This is a genomic window from Gottfriedia acidiceleris (assembly GCF_023115465.1).
In the GTDB taxonomy this organism is placed as follows: Bacteria; Bacillota; Bacilli; order Bacillales; family Bacillaceae_G; genus Gottfriedia; species Gottfriedia acidiceleris_B.
The window spans coordinates 64,048-80,002 of record NZ_CP096034.1 but is presented as its reverse complement, the minus strand read 5'-3'; the positions used below and the strand labels follow the sequence as shown (position 1 = coordinate 80,002).

Genomic DNA, 15,955 nt, shown 5'->3' with positions numbered 1-15,955 from the left:
AAAGTAAAATTCATATCTATATGTTACCATTCACACACTTGGAGTACTATAATTTACAGCTGATAATAAAAATATAATGCATAGGCCAAGCCCATTAACAAGAGGATGGTCGATGTTTCGAACCAGTGAATTCTTTTTTTCTTTTGCTTCACCTGGACATTGTTCCCTGCTCTTGTCTGTGTTGATTGGTTAGGTTTTTGATTCTGACTAGCTGAATGTCTAGGTTGATTTGTAGGCTGACTATGTTTTTTTGATTGTGTGGATTGATTCGTATTCTGATTTTGCTTTTTCGATTGCCTTGTTTGGTTCATCGTTTGTGCAGCAGTAGCTTGATCCTTCTTATTCTTCCTCTTTTTAGTAGCATTTATTTTTTGTTCATACATTAATAGAGCTTGTTTCATAGCACTTGCATTAACATACTCCCCTTTTAATCCTTTCATTAGAAATTCTTTATATGGATTAAGGGTTTGTGTTTCCGTTATTACTTGTTCAATTTGATTTATTCCCAATCCGTTTTTTAAAAATTGCTTTTTACAATGCAAGTGGATAAAAATCATCGTAACAGCAAATAAGTCATAGGAAACTTCCGCTTTCCTAGAACCTAAGCCCCAGTATCCACGATCAAAGAACTCCGTAAACTCTTTAACTGCACGTCCAATTTGAGTAACTCCTCCAAAATCAATCCACTGGATTTTATTTGGTTCTTTTGTAACAAGTAGATTATCTGTTTTTAAATCTCCAAAAATAAAGCCTTTATGGTGTAATTTATCTAACAATGATAAAACTTGTATGATAAAAATACTAGTCCATTCCATTCCATTTCTTTCAATAAAATTTGGTAAACTTACACCATTTACGTATTCCATAACATAGTAATAGCAGCATTCATTTGTTCCTGGATTTAAATAGTCATCTACATCGATAAAAGAAGGCCCAAGGATTGAATCCTGGACCTGTGTGATTTTTTTTAAAACATTTACTTCGTTCGTTATATTAGTAGAATCTTTACTCAGCTTAATAGCAACATCTCCAGTTTTTCCAGAAGCTAGATAAACTGTTCCATTTGCCCCATTTCCAAGTAAACTCTTAATTTCGTATTTGTTTTTATTCCACTTTCCAGTAATGAGAGTCCCAGGCGCTAAATTAATCTGCCCATTCAATTGATTGTTCATCATCACCATTATTACCTCTATTGTAGTTTTGTTCGTTAAAATAGTTTAAAGCCTCACGTATAGCAGGACCGGTTGGCGTCATGCCGCCCATCGTTAACTTAGGAAAAATTGTGTTTAGTTTTTCTAACTTAGGTGTCCAATCTAGTAATTTGTCTACATCATCATGTTTCCCGGGAAATATAAATAACGAGTAGGCATTTTCTCCTGTCCTTGAGTTTAAACTAATTTGCAAATCAAATAATGATTCCTTAACAGTTTCTAGTTTGTCTTTCATACTAGCACTCGTATCTACTAAAATAATAACTTCTAAACCTACAGTTTCGCCGATATCCTCTACAACCTCATATACTTCTTCTCGCTTTGAGGGAGGAAGTGATTCAATCGAATTGCTATCGCCTAAAATTTGTTTTAATTCTTTATTTACAAATCCTTGAATTGTTTGAGTCATCGCTTTTCTAGTAACCATTTGAACAGTTTGAGAAAGTTGCTTTGTGTAAACGACTTGACTAATCCCTCCACCTGCTCTAGCAATTTCCTCGATTTCCTTTAAACCGTCACCACTTTGCACATTTTCATCTAGTATTCCAATTACATTTACTGTAATACCGTATTCTTGTGCCAGACTTGAAACAGCTAACGGATCTTCGCCATGGTTTGAATAACCATCAGTTATTAATAGAATTTGTTTTAACTTTCCCTTATACATACAAAATCCCCTCCGCGTAAAAGTTGTTACCATTTTGTCCAATTGCGGGAGGGGATAAACCTTTATTTATTTTATTTTACTATGCCATTGCACTATATGATGAGATAGATGACCACTCTGGCAAGTTTCGTTTAACAACAGCAACCACAACCGTCATATCATCATTAATATCACCTGTATTCGAACGAATTACTTCCTCGAGTAACAACTCTGCTACTGATTGTGGATCATCCGTTTCAAATTCACTTATTTTTCGTTTCATCCACATTTCGTAATTTTCAACATGTTTAGGACCTTCAAAAATTCCATCACTCATCATAATTAATAAGTCTCCAGCTTTTAACTGCTCACTTACGACTTCTACATCAAATTCATCAATGATCCCGATTGGTAGATTACTACCTTCAATTTTAATAACTTGCTTACCTCGTTTCACAAAACTTGGTGATGAACCAATTTTTAAGAATTTTGCTGATGCATCGTGTAAATCGACCATCGCTAAATCTAGTGTAGCAAAGACCTCTTCCGTAGTACGTAAAGATAATATCGAATTAATCGATTTAATAGCGACGGTTTCTTCAATACCCGAATTTAATATTTTTTGAAGTAGTTTTAGTGTTTCATTACTTTCAATATGAGCTCGCTCACCATTTCCCATGCCATCACTAATCGCAATAGCGTGCTTCCCTGCTCCAACATCCATTATTTTAAATGCATCACCAGAAATAAAGCCTCCACCTTTAGCTGCAGTCGCAACCCCGGTTTCAATAACAAATGCCTTATCTGATCCAAATGTAACTAAGTAATTACCTCCATTGGGTATTGTCGCTGCCTCTTCTTTTAATACGACAATCGTCTCTTTTAAAATATCTGATAGAATTGGCGCAATTAATTTTTGGCATTCACCGTACTCGTTTTCAAACGGAATTAATATATCTATATCAATATTACCTTGCTCTAAGTTATAAATTTCAACTTGGCTAACATCAATTCCAAAGTTTAATAAAGCTTGTAAGATTTGGTCTTCCTGCAATTGATGATTTTCTTTTTCTCGTTGAATCTCTTTTGCAAAATCGACCATTACTTTTGAAACCCCGCGTAATTGCTCTGCCACTAATCTTCTACTTTCTTGAACTTGTTTTTTTAGCCTTTGATTGGCACGGAAGTAGAAAACCTCTTGCTTCATTAAATCTGCCATTTTTGAAGAACGTTGGCAATATTTCTCCCACTCTCTCATAAATTGGCCATTCTTAATGAGCTGATCCTTTTCAACTAAATGCATCATATTTTCCATGTATTGATATGTTCGATCACCATTGTTTGACCAACAATGATCCTTTTTCATACAACTATTACAGCACTTATTTGAAATACTACAAATAAACAGTTCTTCATCAGTTAGTTCGTCCTCAATATGTGCAAACTGGCTAGGCTGTGAAAAACTTGCAGATAATGCTTCAAACACGTTTGAAAATTGAGTAATCCGATTAGCCGTCAAATCTCTTATTTTACGCAAGTATTGTTGTTGATCTGTAGAATGTTCTTCTGTTCCTGGTACTAGTTTAGCTAATTGTTTTAGTAGGAAAGATGGTGTTATTAAGAATAAGACAATCGCAATTACTGATTCAATGATTGAAAAAATAATATCTGATTGTTTTTCAGCATAAAAGCTAATGAGGCATGTCCCAATTAATAAGCCAGCTGCCGCACCTAATCTTTTTCCCTCTTTAAGGAGGCCACCAAGTAATCCAGAGAATGCTAATAAGCTCATTTGATATAGACTCGAAACACTCGCTAAACTTAGTATAAGGCCTGTTACAACCCCTACTGTACAACCGACCGTTCCTCCGGCTACGAAGGCAAATAGTAAGACAATGTATCTAGTAACAATATGCTGAATAGATAAATCTTGAATATACCAATCAGTTGTCCCCGTCACAACCGAAGCTAAAAGAATAACTAAACATACGATTTCTTCAACACCTAAAAGCTGTTTTCTTTTAGGAATCGCGAGTAGAGGTACACTTTGGAAAAAGATCATCGTTAAAATAAAACTTAATCCCGCTTCAACTGAGGCCATCAAAACATCATACATTAGAACTTCTTGTTGAAAAGCATAAGTAATTAAAAGATGACTAATAAATACTGATAAAAAAACTTGAAAAGGTACTAAACCTATATAGTGTCGTTTAACTCTAGCGAAGAAAATATTAAGGATAAAAAATAGGATAATTGTGGCAAACGCGTAACTAACTGTTTCAATTGACACAGTTAATGAACCAATCATAAGAGCAACAAAAGCTATTCCAGTACGCTCACGTTTCATCATATAAACTGAGGCAAAAAACGGTAATACAAACGGGAGAATATGTGATAGTATCAACGCTCGTCCTAATAAAAATCCCGTTAAAAAGATTAGTAACCCCCAATCAAAGAATGCTCTCTCTAATTTGGATTTAATTGATTTAGAAGATTGCCGAAATACTGATTGAAATCCATTAGTAGGGACCAAGCTTGCTGAAGAATTAGATGACCCTCTTTGCAGTTTCGTCATATTTCCACCTCATCCGAATTGGTTTATTGAACATATTTTAACTTGTCCAATTGAAGGATTATGTCAAAATGACAAAGGCAAATAAAAGTTTTCTTCGACGGAAAAAGCTTTTACGTACAACTGTTTTACAAAATATGAGAAAAGCTAGCAGCATAATTTCTCTAATAGGGTAAAAGAAACGCAATTATTAAATTTTATGTCAATCGAAATTCAGAATAAAGAGAAAAAGTATGGAAGAAGAATGGATTTAAGAGATGGGGATGCATGTTCCTTAAAAAAAACGCCTAGCCTCTCTTATAGAGACCAAACGTTTTTGTTGTTGTATGACCCGTACGGGATTCGAACCCGTGTTACCGCCGTGAAAGGGCGGTGTCTTAACCACTTGACCAACGGGCCGTTAAAGGAAATGGTAGCGGCGGAGGGAGTCGAACCCACGACCTCACGGGTATGAACCGTACGCTCTAGCCAGCTGAGCTACACCGCCATTATCTTTAAACGACAAGATTTATATTATCATGGTACCAATTAACCGTCAACAGTTTTTTAGAATCTTATTTAATTATTTTTTCCATACAAAAACGCACCCATTAAAGAGTGCGTGTTCTATATACCTATTTATGTCCTGACAAGGTAGGATTAGCCTCGACGAGCTCCACGGCCACCACGTTTAGATTCCGTGTTACGTTTTAATGAAGCTAGACGGTCTTCACTGTCTTTTAAAAATTTACTCATTTTTTGATCAAATGTTTCTTTAACCGGACGTTGTTCCGAACGGTTTTGATTTTTGCCACGGTTTCCACCACCGCCGCCTCCATATGAAGGTCTGCTTTGACGAGGTCTTTGCTCACGCTCTCCCTCTTTTACTGGTGGACGTTCTTTCGCTTTTTTGATTGAAAGACCGATTTTACCGTCCTTTTCAACATTGATTACTTTTACTTCTACTTCATCGCCAACTTTTAAATGTTCGTTAATATCTTTAACATAGTTGTCAGCTACTTCACTAATGTGAACAAGTCCAGTTACTCCTTCTGGTAACTCTACAAAAGCACCAAAATTTGTAATCCCTGTAACTTTCCCACTAACTTTGCTGCCTACCTCAATTGACATAAAAAAAATGCTCCTCCTTAAAAATGTTTAACTGGATTTACTATATTATATAAAATAATAAAAACAAGTGTCAATGAAACGATAATTACTTGATATTAGGAAAAATTATTTCTCCCTTTTTAGAAAAAAATAAGTTTTTTCTAGCTAACTCAATAATATATTGATCATCGTTCAATTGGTCAATCATGCGCTTTGAATCCTCTACCGTACTCTTTGTTTTCTTTAGATCAACCTTTGCTAGCCTTAACTGCTTTACTTTAGATGAATACACATGTTGTTGTGTTACATAATGAGATTGTAATAAAAAGAATAGGGGGACAGTTAAAAAGCAGAATAATGAAATTCGTACTAAAAACTTTTTAAAACTCCTTCTCCTAGGCTTAACACCATGTTCCTCAACTAAAGTAATATTTTGTTTATCTTGAACTTGTCTAGTTAAATCCAATTTTCTCGCATGTTCCACCTATTTCTTCCTCCTATCTAAAAGGTCCTTTACTTTTTTAATAGTAGTAAGGAAGATATTCTTGAATTTTCCGAAAACTCCTTTAAATTGTATGAAATAGTTTTTGACTCGTTTTGGCACAAAAAACCAACATACTCTGCCGAAAAACAAAAGAATTGATAGTACAACGTTGTAAACTAAACGGATTAGTCGAATAAGAAGTCCATAAATAAACAAAAGAATGATAATTATTACCTGAATAATCCACTTTATAGGTTTTACAATAAATATTACGATCAACTTTACTATAATGCGATAAATGCTAATAACTAGTTGAATAACAAGTTCTAGTATTTTTTTATAAATAGTTCGAAAAAGACTTTGATATGCCGCATAACCACATAGTAAAGCTAATAGTAAATAAAACCTAAGTGCACCTTCATTAACTAAGTATAATACATAAAAAACTAGTAGAGCTTGAAAAATCCAAAATAATATATCAGTTGCAAATACAATCAATCGATTACGAGTACCTCGATATAAAAAACGATGGTATGTATCTAGTGCCATACCAAGATATGCACCCATACCGACCATCGCTATCATTGAGTAGAACTGAACGTTTAAGCTCATTTAAATAGCTTGCTAAAGATTCCTTTAGCTTTCCCCGAATTGTACTCGTCAATATAACAAAGTTCATTAATCTTTCCCTTGATTGCTACATGACCTTTTTCTACATCGAGGTTTTTCATTTGTAAATTATGACCTTTAATATGCAAAAAGCCTAAAGCTGTTTCTAATAGGAACTCTTCACTATCAAAGCTCTCAACCTGTTTTACTCCAGTAATCTCAAGATATCTTCTACTTTTTAACGATAAATCCTGCTCGATTATTTGGCTTGTATTTTTCGCATTTAACTCATACGGATTATTCATACTAGTCCCTCCATTTACATAAACTGTACCGCTTGTAAATCGATTCCTAATACAGTGTTATTTGTACAAGTATATGAAGGGACAACTTTTTTAGAACAAGCTATCTGACAGTTTTTCCTCGCTAATGATTGTATACATTGCATCTGCTTCTTCTTTTCGAACGGTTTCTTTAAGTAAATTAATTTTTGCTGTAACAATTTTTTGCCCGAATCGAATTTTTAACTCGTCATTTACTTTGACTTCTGTAGATGCTTTTGCAACTGTTCCATTGATCGTTATTCTTCCTTGATCAGCTACTTCTTTTGCAAGTGTACGACGCTTAATAATTCTCGATACTTTTAAAAATTTATCAAGTCTCATCATTTATTCTCCTTAATTTTCATTCAATTAGACATTATTCGTATTTTTTAGCTTCATTCCATATCTCATCCATTTCTTCAAGAGATACATCAGAAAATGTCTTATTTATTTCACGAAGTCTTGATTCAATATATTGAAAACGTTTTGTAAATTTCATATTTGTTTTTAAAATAGCTTCTTCAGGATTTACATCAATAAAACGTGCTAAATTAACAATACTAAATAACAGATCACCAAGTTCCGCTTCAACTTTAGACTGATCATTCAATTTGATGGCATCAAGCACTTCAGCTAACTCTTCGTTAACCTTATCTACCACTGGCGGTAGTTCCTTCCAATCAAACCCTACTTTCGCGGCCTTACTTTGAAGTTTCTCTGCTTTTAATATTCCTGAAAGATCCTTTGGTATTCCTGAAAGAACAGATTCAACGACATGTCCTTTTTCAGCTTGTTTTAATTCTTGCCAATTTTTTAATACGTCTTCCTCATCATTCACATGAACGGTTGAAAATACATGTGGGTGACGATAAATTAGCTTACTTACTAATCCTTGAATTACATCTTGGATTGAGAAATATCCTTCATCTTCTCCAATTTGGGCGTGTAACATGACTTGAAGTAATACATCTCCTAGCTCTTCAATAATATGATCGTCATCTTCTTCATCGATTGCTTCAAGTAGCTCATAAGCCTCTTCTAATAAGTACTTCTTTAATGATTCATGGGTTTGCTTTTGATCCCACGGACATCCATTAGGGCCTCTTAAAGTAGCAATGACAGAACGAAGTGTTTCAAATTGATGATACAGATCCTCTTCATTTTTAACTGGAGGTACATAAACACTTGTCAAATTATTAATTGATGTATCGCGATCTAATTCAAATAATGGTACCCTTCTTATTTGCTCACTTGAACTACCCGCTGCCGTGACTATTACGACTTCATAATCATCGGGTAGCTGCTCCATTAGCATTAATTTCGCATGAGAGGCAGTCATTTGATCGTAAACCTGGCAGATGATCAAATGCTGTCTAAACGTAATCGACTCTGCCTCTAAATCTGTTGCATCTACAAACTGGAAGCCTTCGATCGGATCAATTTTTAAACTTGTGAACATCGCATCTAAGAAGCTTTGTCCACCTTTGATGTCTAGCTGGATATTTCCTTTATCTGCAAGCTCTATTAATAGCTGAACAGTTTTTTCCGCTACAAGAGGATGGCCTGGTACAGCATATGTAATTGCACCTGCTTCAGAAGCTTTCACCAGTAGTTGAACAATTTCTTCATATACCTCTTCAAAACGATCATGTTTTTCATAAATTGCATCGAATGATTGGAACGTTAATCCTTCTGTTTCTAATTCACTTATAACAGGGTGGTCTTTTGTACGTAAATAAAGATTGTCAGTTTTTTGTAACTCTTTATAGATACCAAATGGAAGCTGATTAAGGTCACCTGCTCCTAAACCTAAAACTGTAATCTTGTTCATTTTGATCCTCCTGTTCTTTTAAGAAAGCCATTTTCTTAATTTTTCACTTTTAACGATTGAGCTTAGCTCTTCTACTGTAAATAACTTAATTTTTATTAATACAATCGCGAATACGATTGCACCTACAACCGCTGAAGATAGTGCCTCAACTAACATTCTCAAACGAAGTGGGTTAATAAACATCGCATATTTTTCAAATACATATTCATAACCATATACACAACCATACAAAATGGCTACAGATACTAGTAATTTCACAATAAACTTAAAGTCAAAAAATGTTACTTTTGACAATTTATATATATAAGCTAAGTTCAAAATCGTAACAATAATTAAAGCAGATACCGTTGAATAAGCTGCTCCCTTAGATCCGATTTGCTCCATTAAAATAACATTTCCAATAAATTTAACACAACCTCCAGCAATTACATTTAAAGCTGGAATTAAACTTTTACCTAATCCTTGTGCGATTGAAGATGTCGTAATCGATACCCCAGCAAAGAAGATCGATATACATAAAACAGTTAAGACATCCGTTCCTAAATCATTTCGATAAAGCATGATATTGGTCGGATGGATAATTGAAATTAAACCAATTGTTGCTGCTGCTCCTACTACAATACTTACTCTAATGGCACCTGAGATTCGATTATTAATAGAATGATGTTCTTTACGAACTAATTCACTTGATAAGTACGGAATTAAGGCCAGTGAAAATGATGAAGCAATGACAGAGCCTAATTGAATGAGCGGAAATCCACGATCATAAATACCCTTTACTAGCTTAGCACCTTCAACATGATATCCATACTGTACTAATAACGGATAAAAAGAGAGTGAATCGATAAACTGAATGAATACAAGTACTAAACTACTTAAGCTCAGTAGGATACCTTGATACAAAATTGTTTTTAATTCTAATCGATAGGTTTTAAGTAAACCAAATGAGGGTATGGTCAAACCAGATCCACGAAAAGAAACCCAATAAAAGAAGTACAGTATCGCTGCTATACTACCAAGTATTGAACCTGAAACAGCCCCTGCACCGACAATATAAAGATTGTCGGTCGTTTGAATTAAATAAAGTGACAGCACTAAAATCGTAATAACTCGAATTAATTGCTCAATCACCTGACTGACTGAAGTTGGTCCCATATCCCCTAAACCTTGATAATATCCTCGAAATGCTGAAGTAATTGGAACAAATAAAAAGCCAACACTAACAACACGAATTAACATCGCTAGATGATCATCACGCATAAACTTCGCTATACTATTACTTCCTATGTATAAAGTAAAGAAACACAATATACCAATGACCAACAACATCATAAATGTTGCATACACCAAATCTTTAGCCCCTTTGTCGTCTTTTTTCGCCAATCTTTCAGCAACATAAGATGATAAAACTAAAGGAAAGCCATATGTAGAAAAAGCTAAAGCAATTGCGTAGACAGGATAAACCTGTTGGTAAATATAGTAACCTAAATCGCCGGCAATATTTTGATAAGGAATTTTATAAAACGCACTTAGTACTTTCGATAATAATGATGCTATTGTTATGAACAAAGCCCCTTGTAGGGCTGCTTTTTGCTTAGCTTTTTGCAAAAGGATAACAACTCCTTTGATAGACGGTTCACCCTTTAATGTATTACATTAATAGGGCTTATGTAAAGAGTTGCCAAAAGAAAAAACCTCTCTTTTCCAATTTTAGCAAGTAATGGGTTTGTTCAAATGTGAATACGGTAGTTTATATCAAAGGGAAAAACAAAGACCAGTCAAGGTAATATTCCTTTACTGGCCCATGTTTACTTCATATATGATTATTGCTCCATTTGTCTAGCTAAGAAGTTAGTAGCAGTATCGATTGCTTTCTTTTCCACTTCAGAAATTGTTTTATCCTTTGAAAAGATAACAACAGCTCCAATTGGATCTCCACTTGCGATGACTGCTCCTACTGCATAGGATTGGTATTTTTCAATTACACTTTCGATAAATGAAGCTTCCCCAGGCTCGCTAACTACTTTTGAGTTACGCTCCACCATAGTTTTTTCGATAATATCACCAATGTTTTTGTTTAAGTATTCTTTTTTGGAAGCCCCCGCAACTGCTACAACTGAATCTCGGTCACTTATAATGACAGTATGTCCAAGTGTGTCGTAAAGTGCATCAGCGTACTCCTTCGCAAAATCACTTAATTCACTAATTGGTGAATATTTCTTTAAAATGACTTCTCCATCTCGGTCCACAAATATTTCTAATGGATCACCCTCACGAATCCGTAAAGTTCTCCTAATTTCTTTTGGTATTACTACTCGACCTAAATCGTCAATTCGACGAACTATACCTGTTGCTTTCATACTTGTAAAGCGCCTCCTCACTTACTTGCATGTCTACGTTGATGAAAGATATCCGAGTGACAATGAGGTAGGGTCACCCTTAATTAATGATAGTATCCTTCACAACGAAAGTTCTATACAAAATAAGTGAGATTTTTTAACACCTTTACTAAAAATATAGTACTGTAAGCACTTTTTGGTAACTTTTAATTACTTTATCGCCTAATTAAAGCAATCATTTCCTAAGCGTTTACACTCTCTTTTTTCACGTTCTTTAATCCATTAATTAAACCTTCTAGCGTAGTAAGCCAATCAGCTGGATTTTTTCCTTTTACGTCAAACGTTACTTTTAATTTCGATCCATCCATACCTAGACCAATGCCTCTACCGAATGAATTACATAGTTGAAATAACTTACCACCATCAATATTAGCACTTGCCTTCTCAGAGAAATAAACACTCACTTCTGATTTAACTTGTTTAATCAGTTCAATCTTCTCTGCAATAGCTAAAAGTTTAATATGAGCAACCTGACATAGGTAACCTACTTCTAACGGGAAATCACCAAAACGATCCATTAATTCATCTTGTAAATCGTTTAACTCTTCAAACGTTTCAACACGTCTAAATTGCTTGTACATCTCAATTTTTTGCTTACTATCTTGGATGTACGTGTCAGGTAAATAAGCATCTACTTCAATGTCAATTTCAATTGAAATAATATCTTCTTTCTTAACCCCTCTACGCTGTTCGATTGCATCTTTTAACATTTGAGAATATAAATCGAAACCAACCGAATCAATAAATCCATGTTGTTGTGCTCCAAGTAAATTTCCTGCACCTCGTATTGATAAGTCACGCATTGCGATTTTGAAACCTGAACCTAGTTCTGTAAATTCTTTAATTGCTTGCAGACGCTTCTCGGCAACCTCAGTCAATACTTTATCCTGTTTATATGTGAAGTACGCATATGCCACTCTATTCGAACGACCTACGCGCCCTCGTAATTGATAAAGCGTTGATAGACCCATTCGATCTGCATCATATACAATCAATGTATTAACATTTGGAATATCCACGCCTGTTTCGATAATCGTCGTACTTACTAATACGTCATATTGACCATCTAAAAAGGCATACATAACTGATTCAAGTTCCCCTTCATTCATTCGACCATGTGCTACAGCTACTTTTGCATCTGGTACAAGCATCGAAATCTGTTCAGCCATACGTTCAATATCTTCTACTCGATTATATAAGAAATATATTTGTCCATCTCGAGCAAGCTCTCTTTCAATCGCTTCTCTCACTAATGCAGCATTATATTCAACTACATAAGTTTGAACTGGAAAACGATTTTCTGGTGGCGTTTCAATGACTGATAAATCTCTAACTCCTAGCATCGACATATGCAATGTACGAGGGATTGGAGTTGCAGTTAAAGTTAAAACATCTATATTTGCTTTTAGTTGTTTTATTTTTTCTTTATGAGATACACCAAATCTTTGCTCTTCATCAATAATTAAAAGTCCTAAATCTTTATATAGAATATCCTTTGATAATAAGCGGTGTGTTCCAACTACTATATCAACAGAGCCCTCTTTTAAGCCTTTCATCGTTTCAAGCTGCTGTTTGCGAGAGCGGAAACGATTTAACAAACCGATATTAATTGGATGATCTTGAAACCTTTCTCTTAATGTTTCGAAATGCTGCTGTGCCAAAATTGTAGTAGGAACTAAAATAGCAACTTGCTTTCCTTCAACAATTGCTTTAAAAGCCGCCCGGATAGCTACTTCAGTTTTTCCGTATCCTACGTCACCACAAAGCAGTCGATCCATTGGACGTTCTCTTTCCATATCCTTTTTAATTTCATGAATTGATCTAAGTTGATCGTCAGTTTCCTGATAAGGAAATGAAGATTCGAATTCTTGTTGTTCGAGGCCATCAGGTGAAAAAGCATAGCCTTTCGATGCTTCGCGTTCTGCATAAAGCTTAATTAAATCATCAGCAATATCCTGAACGGAGCCTTCAACCTTCTTCTTAACCTTTTTCCAATCAGTACCACCAAGTTTATAAATCTTTGGTTCCTTACCTTCAGATCCAACATACTTTTGCACTTGATCAATTTGTTCTATCGGTACGAATAATTTGTCGTCCCCATGATATCGAATATGTAAATAATCTTTATGAATACCATTAATCTCTAATGTTTCAATTCCTAAAAACTTACCAATACCATGATTTACATGAACAACATAATCTCCAACTTTTAATTCTGAGTAATTTTTTATTCGTTCTGCATTTGATAATTTTGTATTGATTCTTTTTTTCTTCTTAGCTTTTTTAGTGAATAACTCACGCTCTGTTATTAGAACAAATTTCTCCAAAGGAAGTTCGAATCCAGAACGAAGATCACCCTTCAAGATGTATACTTCACCATTTTTTATTTGCTCTAAAGAAGAGACAATTTTACCTTCGATTTTGTAATCTTCTAATATATTTTCAATTTTATTTGTTCTTTCATCACTTTCACCGAGCATAACAATTGTATAGTTATTTTTCTTCCATCGATCTAATTCATTTTTCAACAGATTCATTTGTCCATGAAACTCTTGCATCGATTTACATTGAATCGAAACTACTTGTTCAGGATGCGTATGAGGTACTCTTCTAGGGAAAAGACTCGTATGAATTTGTTGACGCTTTCTCGAATGTAGTAATTCAAAAAAGTCATGTGAAAAACTTACTCCATGTAATGCATTTCCTTCAGCAAGTAATGACGTATACCACTCTGCTTCATCTTTTTTTAGCTGCTCTACTATTTCTTGAACCCTCGAAATTTCATCAATAACAACAACAGTTTCCTTTGGAACGTAATCTAGTAAACTAAATTGGTTTTCATAGATTAAACCAAAGTATTTGTATATTTGATCTATTAATTGCCCTTGCTTTAGTTGCTCAAGGTCATAGGTTACCTTTTCAACCAATAACTCTTTTACTTGTTGATCACTTATTTTTGATAGAGTTGTTTTAAATGCTTGTTCAATTCGTTGAACTCCTAATTGCAAATCAGTCTTGGAAATAATCCTTTCCGTCGCTGGACCAATATGGACACTCTCATATTTTGTAATAGACCTTTGTGAATCAGGAGAAAACGAACGGATTGAGTCGATTTCTGTATCAAAGAGTTCAATTCGAATAGGATCTTCATAAGTTAGCGGATAGATATCAAGAATTCCTCCGCGTACGCTAAACTCTCCCTTACTTTCGACCATACCAACACGTTCATAGCCCATTTGGACAAACTTTGAAATCAAATTCGATAAGTTAATTTCTTCACCAATTTCAAAATTGATCTGATAGTTATTCCATAATTCTGGAGATGGCAAAAAGCCAATTAATCCTGAAACAGGTGTTACTACAACGGACGGTTTTTTTGACATCAAACTATTTAATGCGATTAGTCTTTGCGATCTAAGCTCTGGACTTGATACTGCAATCTCTGAAGCAATTAATTCATTTGCAGGATATAAAAATACTTTATCTTCCCCAACTACTGATTTTAGGTCTTCCGATACTTTTTGTGCTTGGAGAAGATTATTTGTTACGATTAACTGCGTTTGTCCAGTTTCTTTAAAAACAGCTCCAGCAAGCAACGTCTTTGCAGATCCCGTTAAGTTTGTAACCAATTGTTCTTTTAGACCATTTTTCAGGCCATTTATTACTTTCTTAATATCTTTATACTGGTTAAATTGTTCAATTAAACCAATCACGAAGTCAATCTCCCCTAACAGTCAATCTAAGTAACAATAATCTTAGTTGAAGTTTATATTTATAGTTTTTTTGTAATTTGCTCTTTTTAGTGTCATTTGTATAGCTACACACACTTCATCTTAACAGAGTCTAGAAAAAAACAGAAAAACGCCTCAGTTATAAACCAAAGGCAATTTAATTTATGAAATTCTTATATTCATGGTAATGTGGAAACTCAGATAGAGTCATTTCGCAATCCTCGCACACAATATAAATTACTTGATTAGGAGATTGAATAAAATTTACAAAATCGCTTAATTCTTCATCGAAAGAATGACAATACGAAGATGAAACTTGTAACAACTGTTGTTTTTCAATACTACCCATTTGTTTACTACAATACCGACACTGACAATCTAATAATTCCATTACTTCCTCCATACTACATAAATTCATATATACAGTATGGATTGTACTAACTATACTTATTCAATGTGAAAGCTTAAATTCCTGTTTTTTATTTTTTATTATATTGATTCATTACATCCACGAAAGAATGCTTTAAAAAATATTCACATGCATCTGCAGCTCTTTTTACACCATCAACTACTTCAGCAATTTCTTCTTCAAAAAAGTTTGATAACACATGATTTACAACACTCATTCCATTTGATGGACGATCTACACCAATTCGAACACGTTGAAATTCTTGTGTTCCTAAATGCTGAATTAATGACTTTATACCATTATGACCCCCAGCACTTCCTTTTGTACGTAGACGTAGCTTTCCGGTTGGAATATCCATTTCATCATATAGAACGACAAGATCTTCTATATCAATATTAAAATAATCCATAAATGGTCTTACACATTCACCTGACAAGTTCATATATGTCAAAGGTTTTAGCAAAAAAACTTTTTCTCCGTTCACAATTCCTGAAGTATAAATACCATTAAATTTTTGTTGGGTTAATGAAAAGCCCCATCGGTGAGCTAATTCATCGATCGCAATGAATCCAATATTATGTCGCGTTCTTTCATACTCTCTACCTGGGTTGCCTAATCCTACAAACAACTTCATTTTATTATCCTCCATTC

14 protein-coding genes and 2 tRNA genes are annotated in these 15,955 nt (G+C 34.4%); all 16 read right to left on the bottom strand.

Annotated elements, in window-relative coordinates:
• Positions 1–53: 53 nt before the first annotated feature.
• Positions 54–1,175 carry a protein kinase domain-containing protein gene (locus MY490_RS00390; RefSeq protein ID WP_248267574.1) on the bottom strand — a complete coding sequence of 374 codons (1,122 nt, stop codon included), beginning with the start codon at positions 1,173–1,175 and terminating at the stop codon, positions 54–56.
• Positions 1,144–1,878: a VWA domain-containing protein gene (locus MY490_RS00385; RefSeq protein ID WP_248267573.1), complete on the bottom strand. Its 735-nt coding sequence runs from the start codon at positions 1,876–1,878 to the stop codon at positions 1,144–1,146. Before MY490_RS00385 ends, MY490_RS00390 begins: the two co-directional genes overlap by 32 nt.
• 79 nt (positions 1,879–1,957) lie before the next feature.
• Positions 1,958–4,432, bottom strand: a complete 2,475-nt coding sequence (gene spoIIE / locus MY490_RS00380; RefSeq protein WP_069033965.1) for a stage II sporulation protein E — start codon at positions 4,430–4,432, stop codon at positions 1,958–1,960.
• A 324-nt stretch (positions 4,433–4,756) separates the two neighbouring features.
• Positions 4,757–4,828 (bottom strand) — tRNA-Glu (locus MY490_RS00375).
• A gap of 11 nt (positions 4,829–4,839) precedes the next feature.
• Positions 4,840–4,916: transfer RNA gene (locus tag MY490_RS00370), tRNA-Met, on the bottom strand.
• A gap of 152 nt (positions 4,917–5,068) precedes the next feature.
• On the bottom strand, positions 5,069–5,539 hold the full coding sequence (locus tag MY490_RS00365; RefSeq protein WP_248267572.1) for a S1 domain-containing RNA-binding protein: 471 nt from the start codon (positions 5,537–5,539) through the stop codon (positions 5,069–5,071).
• 85 nt (positions 5,540–5,624) lie between these two features.
• Positions 5,625–6,002 carry an FtsB family cell division protein gene (locus MY490_RS00360; protein WP_248267571.1) on the bottom strand — a complete coding sequence of 126 codons (378 nt, stop codon included), beginning with the start codon at positions 6,000–6,002 and terminating at the stop codon, positions 5,625–5,627.
• Positions 6,003–6,614, bottom strand: coding sequence for a spore cortex biosynthesis protein YabQ (yabQ, locus tag MY490_RS00355; RefSeq protein WP_248267570.1), 612 nt, complete (start codon positions 6,612–6,614; stop codon positions 6,003–6,005). It lies immediately after the preceding gene.
• Complete coding sequence (yabP, locus tag MY490_RS00350) at positions 6,611–6,916, bottom strand: sporulation protein YabP (protein ID WP_056474457.1); 306 nt, start codon at positions 6,914–6,916, stop codon at positions 6,611–6,613. Before yabP ends, yabQ begins: the two co-directional genes overlap by 4 nt.
• Before the next feature lie 90 nt (positions 6,917–7,006).
• Complete coding sequence (locus MY490_RS00345; protein WP_056474461.1) at positions 7,007–7,276, bottom strand: RNA-binding S4 domain-containing protein; 270 nt, start codon at positions 7,274–7,276, stop codon at positions 7,007–7,009.
• Between the two features lie 34 nt (positions 7,277–7,310).
• The gene (gene mazG / locus MY490_RS00340; protein WP_248267569.1) at positions 7,311–8,765 is read right to left on the bottom strand and encodes a bifunctional methyltransferase/pyrophosphohydrolase YabN; all 1,455 of its coding nucleotides are present in this window, start codon (positions 8,763–8,765) and stop codon (positions 7,311–7,313) included.
• Positions 8,766–8,783: 18 nt separating this feature from the next.
• A complete protein-coding gene (locus MY490_RS00335; RefSeq protein WP_248267568.1) occupies positions 8,784–10,373 on the bottom strand; it encodes a putative polysaccharide biosynthesis protein in 1,590 nt (529 codons plus the stop codon).
• Positions 10,374–10,588: 215 nt separating this feature from the next.
• Positions 10,589–11,125, bottom strand: coding sequence for a stage V sporulation protein T (spoVT, locus tag MY490_RS00330; protein WP_248267567.1), 537 nt, complete (start codon positions 11,123–11,125; stop codon positions 10,589–10,591).
• A gap of 221 nt (positions 11,126–11,346) precedes the next feature.
• Positions 11,347–14,877: a transcription-repair coupling factor gene (gene mfd, locus MY490_RS00325; protein WP_248267566.1), complete on the bottom strand. Its 3,531-nt coding sequence runs from the start codon at positions 14,875–14,877 to the stop codon at positions 11,347–11,349.
• Between the two features lie 175 nt (positions 14,878–15,052).
• Entirely contained in the window at positions 15,053–15,286 is a 234-nt protein-coding gene (locus MY490_RS00320; RefSeq protein ID WP_056474476.1) for an anti-sigma-F factor Fin, read from the bottom strand.
• A gap of 88 nt (positions 15,287–15,374) precedes the next feature.
• A complete protein-coding gene (gene pth, locus MY490_RS00315; RefSeq protein WP_088014772.1) occupies positions 15,375–15,938 on the bottom strand; it encodes an aminoacyl-tRNA hydrolase in 564 nt (187 codons plus the stop codon).
• Between the last annotated feature and the right edge of the window lie 17 nt (positions 15,939–15,955).

Bases quoted from the DNA above. Each gene is read 5' to 3' on its own strand.
- MY490_RS00390 (WP_248267574.1), bottom strand. From the start codon at position 1,175: ATGATGAACAATCAATTGAATGGGCAGATTAATTTAGCGCCTGGGACT.
- MY490_RS00385 (WP_248267573.1), bottom strand. From the start codon at position 1,878: ATGTATAAGGGAAAGTTAAAACAAATTCTATTAATAACTGATGGTTAT.
- spoIIE (WP_069033965.1), bottom strand. From the start codon at position 4,432: ATGACGAAACTGCAAAGAGGGTCATCTAATTCTTCAGCAAGCTTGGTC.
- MY490_RS00365 (WP_248267572.1), bottom strand. From the start codon at position 5,539: ATGTCAATTGAGGTAGGCAGCAAAGTTAGTGGGAAAGTTACAGGGATT.
- yabQ (WP_248267570.1), bottom strand. From the start codon at position 6,614: ATGAGCTTAAACGTTCAGTTCTACTCAATGATAGCGATGGTCGGTATG.
- yabP (WP_056474457.1), bottom strand. From the start codon at position 6,916: ATGAATAATCCGTATGAGTTAAATGCGAAAAATACAAGCCAAATAATC.
- MY490_RS00345 (WP_056474461.1), bottom strand. From the start codon at position 7,276: ATGAGACTTGATAAATTTTTAAAAGTATCGAGAATTATTAAGCGTCGT.
- mazG (WP_248267569.1), bottom strand. From the start codon at position 8,765: ATGAACAAGATTACAGTTTTAGGTTTAGGAGCAGGTGACCTTAATCAG.
- spoVT (WP_248267567.1), bottom strand. From the start codon at position 11,125: ATGAAAGCAACAGGTATAGTTCGTCGAATTGACGATTTAGGTCGAGTA.
- MY490_RS00320 (WP_056474476.1), bottom strand. From the start codon at position 15,286: ATGGAATTATTAGATTGTCAGTGTCGGTATTGTAGTAAACAAATGGGT.
- pth (WP_088014772.1), bottom strand. From the start codon at position 15,938: ATGAAGTTGTTTGTAGGATTAGGCAACCCAGGTAGAGAGTATGAAAGA.